The organism is Amycolatopsis sp. DSM 110486 (genome assembly GCF_019468465.1).
Taxonomy (GTDB): Bacteria; Actinomycetota; Actinomycetes; order Mycobacteriales; family Pseudonocardiaceae; genus Amycolatopsis.
Genome location: NZ_CP080519.1, coordinates 7,853,249 through 7,869,001 on the forward strand (window position 1 = coordinate 7,853,249; position 15,753 = coordinate 7,869,001).

General features: G+C 70.3%; 12 protein-coding genes. 7 read left to right on the forward strand and 5 right to left on the reverse strand.

Annotated features, from left to right (window positions below):
• Window positions 1–22 precede the first annotated feature (22 nt).
• Window positions 23–1,279 (reverse strand): MFS transporter, encoded by a 1,257-nt coding sequence (locus tag K1T34_RS38105; protein WP_220239574.1) that lies wholly within the window; start codon window positions 1,277–1,279, stop codon window positions 23–25.
• Window positions 1,280–1,467: 188 nt separating this feature from the next.
• A complete protein-coding gene (locus tag K1T34_RS38110) occupies window positions 1,468–2,373 on the reverse strand; it encodes an ABC transporter substrate-binding protein (RefSeq protein ID WP_220239575.1) in 906 nt (301 codons plus the stop codon).
• Window positions 2,374–2,523: 150 nt separating this feature from the next.
• Between K1T34_RS38110 and K1T34_RS38115 the strand changes: the two genes are divergently transcribed.
• The 4 genes from K1T34_RS38115 to K1T34_RS38130 are packed head-to-tail and all read left to right on the forward strand — an operon-like array spanning window position 2,524 to window position 7,184.
• Window positions 2,524–3,471, forward strand: a complete 948-nt coding sequence (locus K1T34_RS38115) for an NAD(P)-dependent oxidoreductase (RefSeq protein WP_220239576.1) — start codon at window positions 2,524–2,526, stop codon at window positions 3,469–3,471.
• A complete protein-coding gene (locus K1T34_RS38120; RefSeq protein ID WP_220239577.1) occupies window positions 3,464–4,708 on the forward strand; it encodes a Xaa-Pro peptidase family protein in 1,245 nt (414 codons plus the stop codon). The genes K1T34_RS38115 and K1T34_RS38120 overlap by 8 nt, the downstream gene beginning before the upstream one ends.
• Window positions 4,709–4,717: 9 nt before the next feature.
• Window positions 4,718–6,151: an NAD-dependent succinate-semialdehyde dehydrogenase gene (locus K1T34_RS38125; RefSeq protein ID WP_220239578.1), complete on the forward strand. Its 1,434-nt coding sequence runs from the start codon at window positions 4,718–4,720 to the stop codon at window positions 6,149–6,151.
• Window positions 6,152–6,176: 25 nt separating this feature from the next.
• Window positions 6,177–7,184 (forward strand): LacI family DNA-binding transcriptional regulator, encoded by a 1,008-nt coding sequence (locus K1T34_RS38130; RefSeq protein WP_220239579.1) that lies wholly within the window; start codon window positions 6,177–6,179, stop codon window positions 7,182–7,184.
• 60 nt (window positions 7,185–7,244) lie between these two features.
• On the opposite strand, the gene K1T34_RS38135 is transcribed toward K1T34_RS38130, so the two are convergent.
• Together K1T34_RS38135 and K1T34_RS38140 are read right to left on the reverse strand one after the other, a co-directional pair.
• A complete protein-coding gene (locus K1T34_RS38135) occupies window positions 7,245–7,703 on the reverse strand; it encodes a GNAT family N-acetyltransferase (protein ID WP_220239580.1) in 459 nt (152 codons plus the stop codon).
• Between the two features lie 177 nt (window positions 7,704–7,880).
• Window positions 7,881–9,245, reverse strand: coding sequence for an amidohydrolase family protein (locus K1T34_RS38140; RefSeq protein ID WP_220239581.1), 1,365 nt, complete (start codon window positions 9,243–9,245; stop codon window positions 7,881–7,883).
• A gap of 163 nt (window positions 9,246–9,408) precedes the next feature.
• On the opposite strand from K1T34_RS38140, the gene K1T34_RS38145 reads away from it, so the two are divergent.
• The 3 genes from K1T34_RS38145 (at window position 9,409) to K1T34_RS38155 (ending at window position 14,428) form a co-directional block, all read left to right on the forward strand.
• Complete coding sequence (locus K1T34_RS38145; protein ID WP_220239582.1) at window positions 9,409–10,932, forward strand: aldehyde dehydrogenase; 1,524 nt, start codon at window positions 9,409–9,411, stop codon at window positions 10,930–10,932.
• Window positions 10,933–11,111: 179 nt separating this feature from the next.
• The gene (locus K1T34_RS38150) at window positions 11,112–12,011 is read left to right on the forward strand and encodes an LLM class flavin-dependent oxidoreductase (protein ID WP_255637844.1); all 900 of its coding nucleotides are present in this window, start codon (window positions 11,112–11,114) and stop codon (window positions 12,009–12,011) included.
• Between the two features lie 137 nt (window positions 12,012–12,148).
• Window positions 12,149–14,428: a GH92 family glycosyl hydrolase gene (locus K1T34_RS38155; RefSeq protein WP_220239583.1), complete on the forward strand. Its 2,280-nt coding sequence runs from the start codon at window positions 12,149–12,151 to the stop codon at window positions 14,426–14,428.
• Between the two features lie 10 nt (window positions 14,429–14,438).
• On the opposite strand, the gene K1T34_RS38160 is transcribed toward K1T34_RS38155, so the two are convergent.
• Complete coding sequence (locus K1T34_RS38160; protein WP_220239584.1) at window positions 14,439–15,659, reverse strand: hypothetical protein; 1,221 nt, start codon at window positions 15,657–15,659, stop codon at window positions 14,439–14,441.
• Window positions 15,660–15,753: the final 94 nt, after the last annotated feature.

A 15,753-nucleotide genomic window follows, 5' to 3' on the forward strand; every position in this document is an offset into this window, starting at 1 on the left:
CGCGTGACCGGCGTCCGCGCTTTCAGCGGTCGCGGCGCGGGTCGATGAGCTTGCGGGAGTCGATGAACGACAACGGGATCAGCGTCGCCAGCGGCAGGATGGTCAGCTGCCACAACGCGGCGCCGTGCCAGCCGAGCGAGCCGACGAGCGAGGCGAAGAGGAGCCCGGAGAACGCGGCCGCCACGTAGTAGAACGAGACGAACATCCCGGCGGCGCGGCCGACGTAGTTCGGGCGCACCGCGCGTTGCATGGTGGCGTTGAGCGTGGTGAACAGCGAACCCGCCACGAACACGGCCAGCATGAACGACGTCGTGTACTGCCAGGCGTGGCTCGCGGAGCCGTTGAAGACCAGCCACGCGCTCACGGCCACGCCTGCGTAGGTGACGAGCAGGATCGTGCGCGGGTTGAAGCGGTCGGCGAGCCAGCCGGTGAGGATCGACGTCGCGGCGCCGGCGCCGATCACGCTCGTCGCGAGCGCGGCCTCGGACGCGGTGTAGTGCAGCTGCTGACGCAGGTATGTCGGGTACAGGCCGAGGTAGCCGTAGAACACGAGACCGCCGGCGATGCAGGCCAGGCACAGCATCGCGGTGTTGCGGTTGAACGGCGAGCTCGGCACGTGGTCGGTCGGGATCTCGGCTCCGCGCACGACACCGGCGTCGAGGTCGGTCACGCCACGCCGGACCAGCAGTCCGATGAGGACGGTCAGGACCAGGCCCGCGATGCCGTAGAACAGGAACGGCGTGTGCCAGCCGCCGAGGTTCTGCGCGATCGCGGTGCCGACCAGCGGTCCGAGGAACACGCCGGTGCCGAACACCGCGCCCAGCACGCCGAAGGCGAACGACCGGCGCAGCACGAAGAACGAGCCGACCACCGCGTACAGCGCCGTTGCCTGCATGCCTTCGCCGGCCCCGGAGATCAGCCGGTAGACAGCCATGTCGGCGAAGCCGGACGCGAGTGGCGTGGCGAGGGTGCCGGCGGAGTAGAAGAAGACGCTGATCACGAGCACCGTCTTACGGGGCAGCTTCTCGACGAGGTACCCGGCCGGCAGGCCGGCCAGGGCGATGCCGAGGGTGAAGCCGGTCGCGAGGAGCCCGCCCTGCGACAGGCTGAAGCCGTGCCCGGCGCTGATCTCCGGGAGCAGCGGGTAGAACACCTGCCGGTCCATGGCATTGATCAGGTAGGAGAGGACGAGCAGCGTCCAGCCGGTGATCGACACGGCGAGCGGAACCCGGCGTGCCGTCGGGACCTGGGGCGCGATGGTTCTCTGAGAGCTGTTCATGGGGAGCCTTCCCGGGCGCCGGAGACGAGCGTCACAGCTGCGATCGATTGCAGCAATGTAGGCGGCGGAGGGCTTGAGGTCAATGTTGATCGATGGCCGGCTGCGGAAGAGGTGCAGCTAGAACGTCTCTATCGATGGGTGTTCAGTGGCGCCAGCGCCATGGCAAACGATCGCAGTCATTCTCCGTATTAGGGAATCAGTGAGGAGTCGACGAGGCCGCTCCGCAGCGCCTCCTCCGCGGTGACCGGCGTCCCGGCACGGGAGTGCCGGTTGCGCAGGTGGACGATGGTGTCGAGCTCCGCGCGGGTCAGGCGGGCGTCGGGGACCAGGCCCACCGCGGAATCGGTCAGGATCGCCAGGTGGCGCTCGGCACTCGTGCCGGTGAGGCCGAGGCGGTCGGTCACCGCGGCCAGTGCGACTTCCCGGTGCCGGCCCGCCGCGAGCTCCCGTGCCACGGCCGAGGTGACCGTGAGCAGGGCGGCGAGGGCGTCGCGGTGCGCGGCGATCCCGTCGGCGGTGGCGCACAGGACGGTCCCGGCGTACGGGCCGATCTCGGTGACCGACGCGACGCGCCGGGCACCCTGGGCTTCGGCGACGAGGTCGTTGCCGGCGTTGAGCACGGTGGTGTCCACGGCGCCCTCGACCAGGGCCCGCGCGCGTTTCGGGGTGGAGCCGAGGCTGACGACCTCGTAGTCGGTGTCGCGGACCAGGCCGGCGCGCGCGAGGAGCTCGAACGCGATGAACGCGAAGCCTGAACCGGGCACGTCGACGCCGAGCCGGCTGCCGCGCTCGGGTGCGGCGACGCCGGGCGCGGTGAACAGGCCCAGCCCGAGGCCGCGGTCGACCGCGCCGAGGACGCGCACGTCGCCGGTCCGGCCCAGCGGGTTGCCGGGGGCACACCGGTAGGCCAGCACGTTGTCCGGGTTGGTGAACGCGGCGTCGAGGCGGCCTTCGAAGAGGTCCTCGAACTGGTGGGCCGACGTCTTCGCCGGCACCTCCGTGACCTCGAGCCCGGCCTCGGCGAGCGCGCCGGTGGCGGCGGCGACCGACAGGAGGACCGAGGGGCTGAACGTGCCCAGCTTGATCGAACGCACGCCGGTGCCGCCTTTCAGAGTCTCACAGCCGTTTCGGGCGCGGCCGACTGCGGACGTTCGCAGCTCGGCTTTCTTTTCGCTACTTGACGGATCCTAGCTGGCATCGCATGATGGTTGCAAACGATTGCAAACGTTTCGGAGGTACTGACCATGGTGACCCTCACCGACCGACCCACGATCGGCTGGATCGGTGCCGGCCGCATGGGTGCGGCGCTCGTGCGCCGGCTGCTCGCGGCCGGCTACGACGTCGCCGTCTACAACCGCACGCGGGCCAAGGCCGAAGAGCTGGTCGCCGCCGGCGCGACCGTCGCGGAGCGGCCGGTGGACCTCGCCGGGCGGGCCGTGGTGTTCACCATGGTCTCGGCCTCGGCCGACCTGCAACACGTGACGTCGGGTGAGGGCGGCCTGTTCACGGACCCGGCGAAGGCGCCGAAGGTCGTGATCGACTCCTCCACGGTCTCCGCCGAGGCCTCGGCCGCCGTGCGCGTGGAGGCGGCCAAGCGCGGCACCGAGCTGCTGGCGGCCCCCGTGAGCGGCAACCCGAAGGTCGTGAGCTCGGGCAAGCTGACGCTCGCCGTCTCGGGGCCGCGCGCGGTGTTCGACGAGGTGCGCCCGATGCTCGACACCCTTGGCCGCGGCGTGACCTACGTCGGCGAGGACGAGGTGGCGCGGCTGGTGAAGATCTGCCACAACGTCTTCCTCGGCGTGGTGATCCAGTCGCTGGCCGAGATCACGGTGCTGGCGGAGAAGGGCGGCGTGACGCGCGAGGCGTTCATGACCTTCCTCAACGACTCCGTGATGGGCTCGGTCTTCTCCCGCTACAAGACGCCGGCGCTGGTGAACCTGGACTTCACGCCGACGTTCACGATGCCGTTGCTGCGCAAGGACTTCGACCTCGGCCTCGCCGCGGCCCGCGAGCTGGACGCGCCGATGCCGGTGGCTTCGGCGACCGCGCAGATCGTGGCCGGCGCGATCGGCGCCGGGCTGGTGGAGCAGGACTTCGCCGTGCTGATCGAGGAGCAGGCGCGCCGGTCCGGCATCACGCTGGTGTCCGAGAACGCCGAGGTCTCCGACGGTCTGGAGCCCACCGATGTCTGACGGTCGGCCGATTCCGGCGCCGGGCCACAACGCCGTCGACTTCGAGGAGCGCGTGGATTTCGCGCGGCTGCGCGACTACCGCCTCGCCCGGGCACGGGCCTCGCTCGACGCGGGCGAGTGCGGCGCGTTCCTTCTCTTCGATTTCTACAACATCCGCTACACCACGCAGACGTGGATCGGCGGCGCGCTCGGTGACAAGATGACCCGCTACGCGCTGCTGACCCGTGACGGCGAGCCGATGCTGTGGGACTTCGGTTCCGCAGCGAAGCACCACCAGCTGTACTCGCCGTGGCTCGAGCCGGAGAACTGCCGCGCCGGCATGCTCGGCCTGCGCGGCGCGATCTCGCCCGAGGCGGGCCTGATGCGTGACGCCGTCACGCAGATCAAGGACCTGCTCACGCAGGCCGGCGTCGCGGATTCGCCGGTGGGCGTGGACATCGTGGAGCCGCCGTTCCTGTTCGAGATGCAGCGCCAAGGCCTCACGGTCGTCGACGCGCAGCAGGCGATGCTCGACGCGCGGGAGATCAAGTCGTCCGACGAGATCACGTTGCTCTCGCAGGCCGCGGCGATGGTCGATGGCGTGTACCAGGACATCGTCGAGGCGCTCAAGCCCGGCGTGCGCGAGAACGAGATCGTCGCGCTGGCCAACAAACGGCTCTACGAAATGGGTTCCGACCAGGTCGAGGCGATCAACGCGGTGTCGGGGGAGCGGTGCAACCCGCACCCGCACAACTTCTCCGACCGGCTCATCCGGCCTGGCGACCAGGCGTTCTTCGACATCATCCAGTCCTACAACGGCTATCGGACGTGTTACTACCGCACGTTCAGCGTCGGCAGTGCCACCGATGTGCAGCGGGGCGCGTACCGGCAGGCGCGCGAGTGGATGGACGCGGCGATCGAAGCGGTGAAGCCGGGGATCGGGACCGACGACGTCGCCCGGGTCTGGCCCGCCGCGACCGAGTTCGGCTTCGCGAGCGAGATGGCCGCGTTCGGCCTGCAGTTCGGCCATGGCCTCGGGCTGGGCCTGCACGAACGGCCGATCATCTCCCGGCTCAACAGCCTCGGCAACCCGGTCGAGATCCGCCCCGGGATGGTGTTCGCGCTCGAGACCTACTGCCCGGCCACCGACGGGTTCTCCGCCGCGCGCATCGAAGAGGAAGTCGTGGTCACCGAGACCGGCGTCGAGGTGCTGACGAAGTTCCCGGCGCAGGACCTGTTCGTCGCCAACCCGTACTGAGGAGTCACCGTGAAGGTCCCCGAAGAGTTGTTCATCGGCGGTGAGTGGCGGCCCTCGTCCGACGGGTCCCGCATCACCGTGATCGACCCGGCCACGGCCGAGCCCATCACCACGGTCGCGAACGGCGGCGTCGAGGACGGCTTGGCCGCCGTCGACGCCGCCGCCGCGGCGCTGCCCGCGTGGGGCGCGACCACGCCCCGGGCCCGGGCCGACGTGCTGCACCGGGCGTTCACTCTGATGCACGCCCGCGCCGAGGAGCTCGCCGAGCTGATCGTGCGCGAGAACGGCAAGGCGCTGCCCGACGCGCGCGGCGAGGTGAACTACGCCGCCGAGTTCTTCCGGTGGTACGCCGAGGAAACCGTGCGCGTGGCGGGCACCGTGCAGACCGCACCGGGCGGCGCCAACCGCATCCTGGTGCTGCGGCAGCCGATCGGCGTGAGCGTGCTGGTGACGCCGTGGAACTTCCCGGCCGCGATGGCCACGCGCAAGATCGCGCCCGCGCTCGGCGCCGGCTGCACCGTGATCCTCAAGCCGGCGTCGGAAACCCCGCTCACCGCGCTCGCGATCGCCGCGATCCTCGAAGAGGCCGGCGCACCGGCAGGCACGGTGAACGTGGTGCCGTCCACGCGGTCCGGCAAGGTCGTCGGGGCGATGGTCCACGACCCGCGCGTGCGGAAGCTGTCGTTCACCGGGTCGACGGAGGTCGGCCGCGCGCTGCTGCACGTGGCTGCGGACACCGTGGTCAGCACGTCGATGGAGCTGGGTGGCAACGCGCCGTTCCTGGTCTTCGACGACGCCGACCTCGACGCGGCGGTGGACGGCGCCATGGTCGCCAAGATGCGCAACGGTGGCCAGGCCTGCACGGCCGCCAACCGGTTCTTCGTGCAGCGCGGCGTGGCCGCCGAGTTCGGCCGGCGGCTGGCCGAACGGATGGGCGCGCTGCGCGTCGGCCCCGGCACCGACGCCGGGATCGAGCTCGGCCCGCTCGTGAACGAGGCCGCCGTGGACAAGGTGACCGAGCTGGTCGACGGCACGGTCGACGCCGGCGCCCGCGTGCTGGTCGGCGGGAAACGGCCGGAGGGTACGGGGTTCTACTATCCGGCGACCGTCCTGGCCGACGTCCCGGCGGGCGCGCCCGTGCTCGCGGAGGAGATCTTCGGCCCGGTGGCGCCGATCGTCACGTTCGACAGCGAGGACGAGGTCGTCCGGCTGGCCAACGACACCGAGCACGGCCTGGTGTCCTACGTGTACACCGGCGACCTCGCCCGCGGCCTGCGGCTTTCGGAGGCGCTGGAGTCGGGCATGGTCGGGCTCAACCGTGGTCTGGTCTCCGAGCCGGCCGCCCCGTTCGGCGGCGTGAAGCAGAGCGGGCTCGGCCGCGAGGGCGGGCACGAAGGGCTGCTGGAATACACCGAGTCCAAGTACGTCGCCGTCTCTTGGTGACGTCCGGTCACTCTATGCTGGCACGATGAACAGGCCGCCGACGATCAAGGACGTCGCCGAGCGGGCGGGGGTGCACGCCGCGACCGCGAGCCGGGCGCTCAACCCCGCCACGCGCGGGATGGTCAACGCGCGGACGGCGAACCGGGTCGCCGAGGCCGCCCGGGCCCTGGGCTACGCGCCCAACTCCGCCGCGCGCAGCCTGCGCACCCGCACGTCGTCGGTCGCCGGGGTCATCATCCCGGACCTGCGCAACCCGGTGTTCCCGCCGATCGTCCGCGGTATCGAGGACGGTCTGCGGGACGCCGGGTACATGGCGCTCGTCGGCAACACCGACGGCGACCCGGACCGCGAACGCGAATTGGTCACCGCCATGCGCGGCCGCCAGATCGACGGGTTCATCCTGGCCACCAGCCGCCGCTCCGACGAGCTGGAGTCCTCGGTGCCCACGGTGCTGGTCAACCGCCGCACCGACAACGGCGGCATCCCTTCGGTCACGGCCGACAACGCCGCGGGCATCCACCTGCTCGTGCGTCACCTCGCCGGCCTCGGCCACACGCGCATCGGCCACGTCGCCGGCCCGCGCGACCTGTCCACGGGCTGGGAGCGTTACCGCGGCTACCTCGACGCGACCACGTCCGCCGGCCTCGCCGCCGCCGCCGAGGCGGTCGAGTTCGCCGACGCGTTCACCGAAACCGCGGGCCACGCCGCGACCCTGCGCCTGCTCGCCGCGCACCCCTCGCTGACGGCAGTGCTGGCCGGCAACGACCTCATCGCCCTCGGCTGCTACTCCGCCCTCGACGAGCTCGGCCGCACCGTCCCCGGCGACGTGTCGGTGACGGGCTTCAACGACATGCCGTTCGTCGACCGCCAGCGCCCGTCGCTGACCACCGTGCGCATCCCGCACTACGACATCGGCCGCGAAGCCGCCCGCTTGCTGCTGGAACACATCGCTTCTCCGACGGCACCGGCCAAACGCGTGGTGCTGCCGGTCGAATTGGTCCGCCGTGACTCGACGGCCGCGGCGAAGAGCTGACGCCCGCTTCGGCTGCGGCGCAACGAAAGCCCGGTAGCGCCGGGAGTTCGGCACCGAAGGTCAGACTTCGAGTTCGATCCGGCCGACCACCTCGCCCTCGTGCACCTGGCCGGTCGGCCGGAAGCCCAGCCGACGGTAGAAGGGCTCGGGGCTGTGCTCGCCGGGCCGCCAGAGCACCGTTGCCGCCTCGGCCCCGCGCCGCCGGGCCTCTTCCAGCAGTGCCTCGACGGCGAAGCGTCCGTAACCCTTGCCTTGCTGTCCGGCGGCGACGTTCAACCGCCAGATCCCGCAACGGAAGTACGCGATCGGGCAGCCGGGGTCGAAGGCGCCCATCACGAAGCCGACGAGTTCGTCCCCGGCGTAGACCACCCTCGGCCACGCGACGTCGGGCTGGACGTAGGCCTCCGCGAGAGAGTGGGCGACGGGTGCGACGTAGTCGCGTTGGTGCGGTGCCACGGCCAGCCGGCAGGCGGCGGCGACGTTGTCGGCCGTGATTTCGGCCAGGCACGGTGTCTCCATGCGAGGAACCTAGTCCGGGGGTACGACATTTTCGGGTGTCCCGGCGGCAGCGAGGTCGTTCTCGACCGTCGACTCTCTCAGCCGTCGGCGATCTTGCCGCGGGGTGTGGTCTGACCGCAGCCGAAATCGCGGCCTCGCAACGGAAAACTGTGGCGAGGCCGGGATTTCGGCTGCGGCTCAGTCTTCCGGCAGCAACCCCGCCCGCCGCCCCAACGCACGGGCCCGGTCACCGGCCCGGCGCATCAGATCCGTGACGTGCAGCTCGTCGACCCGGGTGAACCGGCCGTTGTCCAGCAACTGCTCGCCGTTCACGAAGACGTGCTTCGCGTCCGTCCCGCGCGCCGCGTGGACGAAGGTCGCCAGCGGGCGGTGCACCGGGCCCGCGTGCAGGGTGTCGAGGTCGAAGACCGCGATGTCCGCCGCGTAGCCCGGCCGCAAAGAGCCGAGGTAGTTGCCGGCGCGGACGGCGTGCGCGCTGTCCTCGGTGGCCATCGTCACGAGCTTGCCGAGGTCGATCGAGCCGGGGTGTTCGTGGAGCTGGTTCTGCAGCAGGCGCGTCCACTTGATCTGCTCGACCATGTCGTTGGTGAGGTCGACCATGGGGCCGTCGGTGCCGAGGGCGACGCGGATGTCGTTGTCCAGCATGCGTTTCACCGGCGTGATGCCGGCGCCGCGGGCGGCTTCGGAGCTCGCGGTGTGCGCGACGGTGCTGTGCGAGGCCGCGATGAGGTCGAGGTCGTTGCCGCGCGGGTGGATGGTGTGCGCGAGGATCCAGCGGTCGTCGAGAACGCCGAGGCGGTGCAGGAACTGCACGTCGGTGCGGCCGGTTTCCAGCACCCACTTGAGGTAACCCTCGTCGCGCGACATGGTGCCGCCGGCGATGTGCGAGGTGACGAACGTGTCCTTCTCCACGGCGAGCTCGTGGCCGCCGAGCACCATCTCCTCGGAGCTCGTGCCGAGCGCGACCCAGTGGGCCGTCGCCTCGAGCACGAAGCCGACGCGGATCCGGCCCTCGGCGGCGCCGTCCCACTTCTCGAAGGATTCGCGCGCGCCGGCGTAGTCGTTGCGCGCGTCGTGCGGGCGGATGACCTTCGCGAAGAACTGGCGGACCCCGGCGTCGGCCACCGGGCCCAGGATCGCCTCCTCGTCGGCGATCCTCGTCTCGTTCACCAGGTGGTTGACGGAGCTGGTGGTCCCGCCGCGGAGCATGTCGAGCGCGGCGAGCTCGCCGGCGACGCGCAGGTCGTCCACGTCGAGGTTGTCCTTGAGCGGCACGAGGCAGCCGGTGATCCACTGCTCCAGCAGCACGTCGCAGCCGAGCCCCTTGCCGTAGAGGTACCAGTCGTGCTGGTGGGCGTTGACCAGCCCCGGCAGCACGATCGAGCCCGTCGTGTCCACGACGCGGTCCACGCCGTCACGGCTCACCGACCTCACCGGGCCGAGCTCGGCGATGGTCGTCCCGTCGATCAGGAGGTCTCCTCCGCCGAGAAGTTCCGGACGACCCGGCGCGACCACCGCGCCTCCGCTGAGCAAAGTCCTCATCCGACTGCCTCCTGTCGAACTGTGCCTCGTCGCAAGACCTGCAAGAGCGGCGCACTTGGCCGCAAACGATTGCATTATCGTAAGAGCTGAGTAATCTGTGGTCAATGGCGGCTTCGGCTGCGATCAACCGCAATCGTTCACAGTCCACCGAAGGGATCTCACGATGTCCGACGCCCTGGAACCCGTCCTTCCGGCCGACGGCCGTGGTCCGCTGCCGCGCGCCCGCTGGGGCTCGTTCATCGGCGGCAGCTGGGTGACGCCCGAAGACGCGCCGGCCTTCGCCGTTCTCGAGCCGGCCACCGGTGGCCGGCTGGCCGACGTGGTGGAAGCGAGCGACGACGTCGTCGACCAGGCCGTCCGCGACGCGCGCCGGGCGTACGAGGGGGAGTGGGGCCGCCTCACGCCGCGCGAGCGCAGCGGGCTGCTGCGCAAGGTCGCGGCCCTGATCCGGGAGCACGCCGAGGAGCTCGGCGAACTGGAGGCCCGCGAGGTCGGCAAGCCCCGCCGCGACGCGCTGCGGTTCGACGTGTCGTTCAGCTCGGCCGGGTTCGACTACTTCGGCGGCCTCGCCGACACGCTGCACGGCGACGTGCTCGACCAGGGCCCGATCGAGGCGCGCGTGCACTACGAGCCCTACGGCGTCGTGGCCGCGATCCTGCCGTTCAACTGGCCGCCGCTGCACTTCACGAAGAAGACGGCGCCGGCACTGGCCGCGGGCAACACCGTGGTCATCAAGCCGGGGGAGCAGGCGCCGCTGGCCGTGCTGCGGCTGGTGGAGATCGTCAACCAGGTCCTGCCGCCGGGTGTCGTGAACGCCGTGTCGGGCATGTCCGCGGGCCCCGCGCTGGCCGGGCACGGAGGCGTCGAGCGGATCACCTTCACGGGCGCGACCAAGACCGGCCAGGCCGTGCTGCGCACCGCTGCCGAGAACCTCACCTTCGCCACGATGGAGCTCGGCGGCAAGAACGCCCTGATCGTGCTCGACGACGCCGACCTGCAGGTGGCCGTCGACGTCGCGATCGAGGGCATGTTCTACAACCAGGGCGAGGCCTGCACGTCCACCGCGCGGATCCTCGTGCACCGGTCGCTGCACGACGAGTTCGTGGAGCGCTTCGTGGCGGCTACCGCGAAGCTGCAGGTCGGCGACGGGCTCGACGCGGCCACCGACATCGGCGCGATGGTGGACGCGCGCCAGCAGCAGAAGGTGCTCGCCTACGTCGACACCGCCGTGGCCGAGGGTGCGAAGATCGCGTACCAGGGTGAAACTCCGGTCGACGCGCGCCTGGCCGGCGGCTTCTGGGTCCCGCCGACCGTGCTCACGGGCGTGCAGCCGGACCACACGGTGGCGCAGGAGGAGATCTTCGGCCCAGTCGCGTCGATTTTGGTCTACGACACTGACGAAGAGGCCGTGCGCATCGCCAACGGCACCGCGTACGGGCTCACGGCCGCGCTCATCACGCGCGATCACTTCCGTGCCTCGAACCTCGCGCGCGACCTGCAGGCCGGCATGGTCTTCGTGAACAACTACGTCCGCCGCTCCTTCCTCGGCTCGCCGTTCGGCGGCGTGAAGGGAAGCGGTTTCGGCCGGGAGAACGCGGCCGAGACACTGCACGAGTTCGTGCGGGCCAAGAACGTCCGGTTCCCGTCGGGCCGCGGGCCGATCCCCGTGTGGCCGCCGGTCGACTGACGCCGATCGGCTCCGAGCGTAACCGCCGGACGTGATCGACAGGGAGGTTCGGTGCCCTCATCCGCGCCGGATCTCCCTGATCCGATTCCGGCGGAAATCGACTCTCCGCCGGATGGCGGCGTGGGCCGGATCTCGGCAGGATCATTGACGGTAATGTCTATTGACTTCGGGGGAGCGCCTTGCGCGACGACCTGCTGTTCGGCGTTGCGCTGACGCCCACCACCGACTTGGCGGCGGACCGCGCCTTCGCGGTGGCCGCGGACGACGGCGGCCTCGACCTCCTCGGGATCCAGGACGCGCCGTTCGCGCCGGACCGGCTGGATACGTTCGTGCTGGCCGGCGATCTGCTGGCGCATACGGACAAGATCAGCGTCTTCCCGGACGTCGCGAGTCTGCCGCTACGGCCGCCGGTGCTACTGGCGAAGACCGCGGCCGCGCTGGACATCGTGTCCGGCGGCCGGTTCGAGCTGGCACTCGGCGCGGGTGGCTACTGGGACGCGATCACGCAGCTCGGGGTGCCGCGCCGAAGCCCACGGGAATCCAACGTCGCGCTGGAAGAAGCCGTCACGATCCTTCGCGCGCTGTGGGCGGACGGCGGCCCGGCGGTGCGGGTCCAGGGCGAGTTCTACTCCGTCTCGGGCGCGCACCCGGGTCCGGCGCCCCTGCACCCGATCGAGATCTGGGTCGGCTCGCAGGGCCCGAAATCCCTTGCGCTGACCGGGCGGATCGCCGACGGGTGGGCCGCTCCGATCGCCGCCTACCTGCCGTACGAGAAGTGGGCCGAGGCCAACCGCGTCATCGACGACGCGGCCGTCGCCGCGGGCCGGAACCCGCGGGCCGTGCGCCGGATCGCCCAGATCGTCGGCATGGTCACCCGAACACCCGGGCGGCCGCGGCTGGAGCAGGGTGCCGATCCCATGCGGGGCAGCGCCGCGGAATGGGCGGAGTTGCTGGGGAAACTCGGCAGCGAGCTGCCGTACACCGGTTTCGTCTTCATGCCCGAAGACAATTCCCGTGCTCAGGTCGCCGCATTCGCCCGCGACGTGGTGCCGCGAGCCCGGCGGCTGCTCGCGCGGTGACGTCCACAGTGGAATTCCCGGGCCGGACAAACGAGGGGACAGAAAAGGCCACACATCCGATGTTTGCTTGACCCGGCCCGCTCGTTCGCCCAGTGTTGTCGGCGACAACTGCACGAGCGTCCGGAAGGCGATGAAGCATGACCGACGCGGTTTTTCTGTCCAGGCGCGGGTTTCTGGTCGGCACGGGCGGAGTGGCGGCCGCGGCGGCCCTGCCCCGTACTGCGGTGGCAGCCGCCGCCCGGCCGCAACCGGTGGACTCCGTCGATCCGATCATCGGATCTGTCACCACGGCCGCCGACACGGCGTGCGGCAAGACGTTCCCGGGCGCGGTCGCGCCGTTCGGCCTGGTGCAGCTGAGCCCGGACACGGTCTCCGGCGGCGACAACGGCAGCGGCTACTCGGCCGAGATGACCACGATCGAGGGCTTCAGCTTCCTGCACATGTCGGGCGTCGGCTGCTACGGCGACCTCGGCAACCTCCAGGTGCTCCCGCAGGCCGGCCCGCTCGTGACCGGGCGCGACGAGGCGAAGAGCCCGTACCGCAAGGAAACCGAAACCGCGCGCGCCGGCTACTACGCCGTGGAACTCGACCGCTACCGTGTGCGCGCCGAGCTCACCGCCACCGAGCGAGCGGGCTTGCTGCGCTTCACCTTCCACGACGCCGGTACCGGCCGCGTCAAGGTCGACCTCACCCGTCGCATCGGCCCGGACGGCTCGCACTCGATCGCGCAGCACGTGCGCCAGGTCGACGCGACGACCGTCGAAGGCTGGATCCGCTGCGACCACACCGGCGGTGGCTGGGGCTGCGGCGCGCAGAGCCCGGCCTACACCGCGTACTTCACGATGGAGTTCCAGCAGCCGATCGCCGTGTTCGGCACGTGGGACGGCACCGACGTCCGCACCGACCTCGGGCAGCGCGACGGCACCCAGCTCGGCTTCTTCGCCGAGTTCCCCGTCCGCGCCGGGCAGCAGGTGCCGGTGCGCGCGGGCGTGTCGTTCGTCGACCTCGACGGCTCCCGCCGCAACCTGCGCCACGACCTGCCGAGCTGGAGCTTCGACGCCGTGGCCGCCGGGGCCCGCGGCACGTGGGCGGACGCACTGGGCAAGGTCGCCGTCGAAGGCGGCACGGCCGAGCAGCGCGAGATCTTCGAAACCGCGCTGTATCACTCGATGATCGACCCGCGGCTGTTCGGCGACGTCGACGGCCGCCACCGCGTGGGCGACACCGCGCCGGTGCGCGACGGTGTCACGCACCGCACGCTGTTCAGCGGCTGGGACGTGTTCCGCGCGCAGTTCCCGTTGCTGACCATCATCGACCCGGACGTGGTGCAGGAGACGATCACGTCGCTGGTGTCGCTCACCGATGCCGGCCTCGTGCGCGGGCTGGCCCGCTGGGAGCTGCTGGGCAAGGACACCGACACGATGATCGGTGACGCCGCGATCAACGTCATCGCCGAGGCGTACCTCAAGGGGCTGCGCGGGTTCGACGCCGAGAAGGCCTACCGCTTCTGCCGCGAAGTCGCGCTGGGCCCGGCGGAACGCTCCAACCGCACCGACTTCGCGAACTGGACCTCGCTCGGCTACTGCGTCACCTACAGCCTCTCCTCGACGCTGGAAAACGCGTATACCGACTACGCCCTCGCACGGTTCGCCGAAGCGTTGGGCAAGAAGGAAGACGCGAAGCGCCTGTACGCGACTTCGCACAATTACCGGAACCTCTTCAACACCGACGCGGGCTGGTTCCGCGGCCGCAACGCCGACGGCACCTGGATGGGTGACGGCGACGGCTGCATCGAGAGCAATCCGGAGCAGCAGGGCTGGTTCGTGCCGCACGACGTCGGCGGCCTGGTGAAGCTCGCGGGCGGACGGGCGGCGTTCGTCGAGCGCCTCAACGGCATCTTCGAGAAGACGCCGCCGGAGGTGATGATGAAGTGGAACGAGTTCTACAACCACAGCAACGAGCCCGTGCAGCAGATGCCCTTCATGTTCACCTACGCGGGTGCGCCGTGGCTCACCCAGCAGTGGTCCCGGTACGTCTGCGAACACGCCTACCGGACCGGCCCGACCGGCCTCGCGGGCAACGACGACGCCGGCCAGATGTCGGCCTGGTACGTTCTCGCCGCGGCGGGTTTCTACCCCGTGTCGCCCGCGAGCGGCGTGTACATCCTCGGCAGCCCCGTCTTCGACCGCACGCGCTTCACGACAGGCCACGGCCGGACGTTCACCGTGCGCGCGATCGGCAACTCGCCGCCGAACGTCTACATCACGTCGGCGACACTGAACGGAAAGCCGTTGCACCGCGCCTGGATCACCCACGACGAGGTGATTCGGGGCGGCGAACTGGTACTCCGCATGAGCGCGACGCCGAACCAGTCCTGGGGTGCGGCCGCGTTGCCGCCTTCACTCACGCCGGCGTGAGGGGGCCCTGCTAGCGGTCCTCGCCCGTTTCTTGTTGTGCTTCAAGCTTTTCCACGACGCGATCCGTGGCTTCCTCGCCGTGGGCGTGCACCAGCGACAGGTAGAACAACACCGGCGCCGCGGGAGCCCACGAGTCGCGGCGGTCGGGTCGGAGCAGGTACTCGATCGTCGGCTGCGGCTCGAACTCCACGTACTCGAATCCCCGGTGCTCCCAGGCGTCCTGGACGCCGCGGCCGAGGTTGTTCTCGAACTGCTGGCGGGTCATCGTGCGCAGGTTCGCCAGGAACAGGCAACACCACTGGGAGTTCGACGTGACGACGGCGAACGCGAGGAGCTTGAGGTCGTAGTGATCGGGCCTGAGCCGCAGCTCTTCCTTCAACCCGCGCTCGGCGGCGCGAAAGAGGTTGGGCGGCCCGTGTCGCCCGTCGAGTTTCCTTTGCAGCCCTTCGTTGGCCGAGGAGTTCCACTCGCCTTTGCCCACCCCAACCCGGCCGCTGCGCCGTGCGACGACGAGCCACCCGTCGGCCGTGACGACGGCGACGTTGAGGCCGAAGCTGGAGCGCATGAAGTCCGGGGTGTCCTGGGGGTCGCGGCCGTCGAGGTAGAGGCTGCGGAGGGTGTCGCCGCCGGGGAGGGGTTCGTCGAGTTGCTGGGTGGCAAGGAAAGTGACGTAGTCGGAGTAGGTGAAGTGGATCGTGACCTCGGAGAGTTCTTCGGGGCCGCGGCGGTTCACCACGAAATCGTGGACCGCGTAGCGAAGCAAGGCCTCGTGGTACTCGAGCCCCTTTTTGCGGCGGTCTTCCTGCTCCTCGCGGAGCTTTTCCCTTCGATAGGCGACTATGGCCGGAAGAGAAACCGCCCGGGGCGTGACGAGAACGTGCACATCACTTTCCGCGATCTCCCGCTCCCCGTTGCCTTCCAGTAGTTGAACACTTGTGCTGAGCGGCCCGATCGAGAACCCAGGAAACACCGTCTTCTCCCGCGATCGCCGCCGGGCGTGGTGATAACTCTCGCGCCACGGCGCCACCTGCCGTTCGAGCGCCTCCGCCGACGGATGCGCCTTCCTGAGCAACGCCCGGATGACGTCGAAGAGCAACGCCTCGTTGTACCGCTTGGGCTCGTCCCGGAAAATCTCCCGCGCGGTCCCGTACGCGCATCTGACCGCTTCGGCTGGCACCCCGCGCGCCGCCATTTCCCTCTCCACCAGCGCCGGCAACGCGCGCAGCCGCACACTCGACCACTCCCGCAAAGCCTGCAACCGGACCGCGAACTCAGACAGCGACCCGGGCCTCCCCGGCGCAGGCGGCTCCCCGAACGGCGCAGTC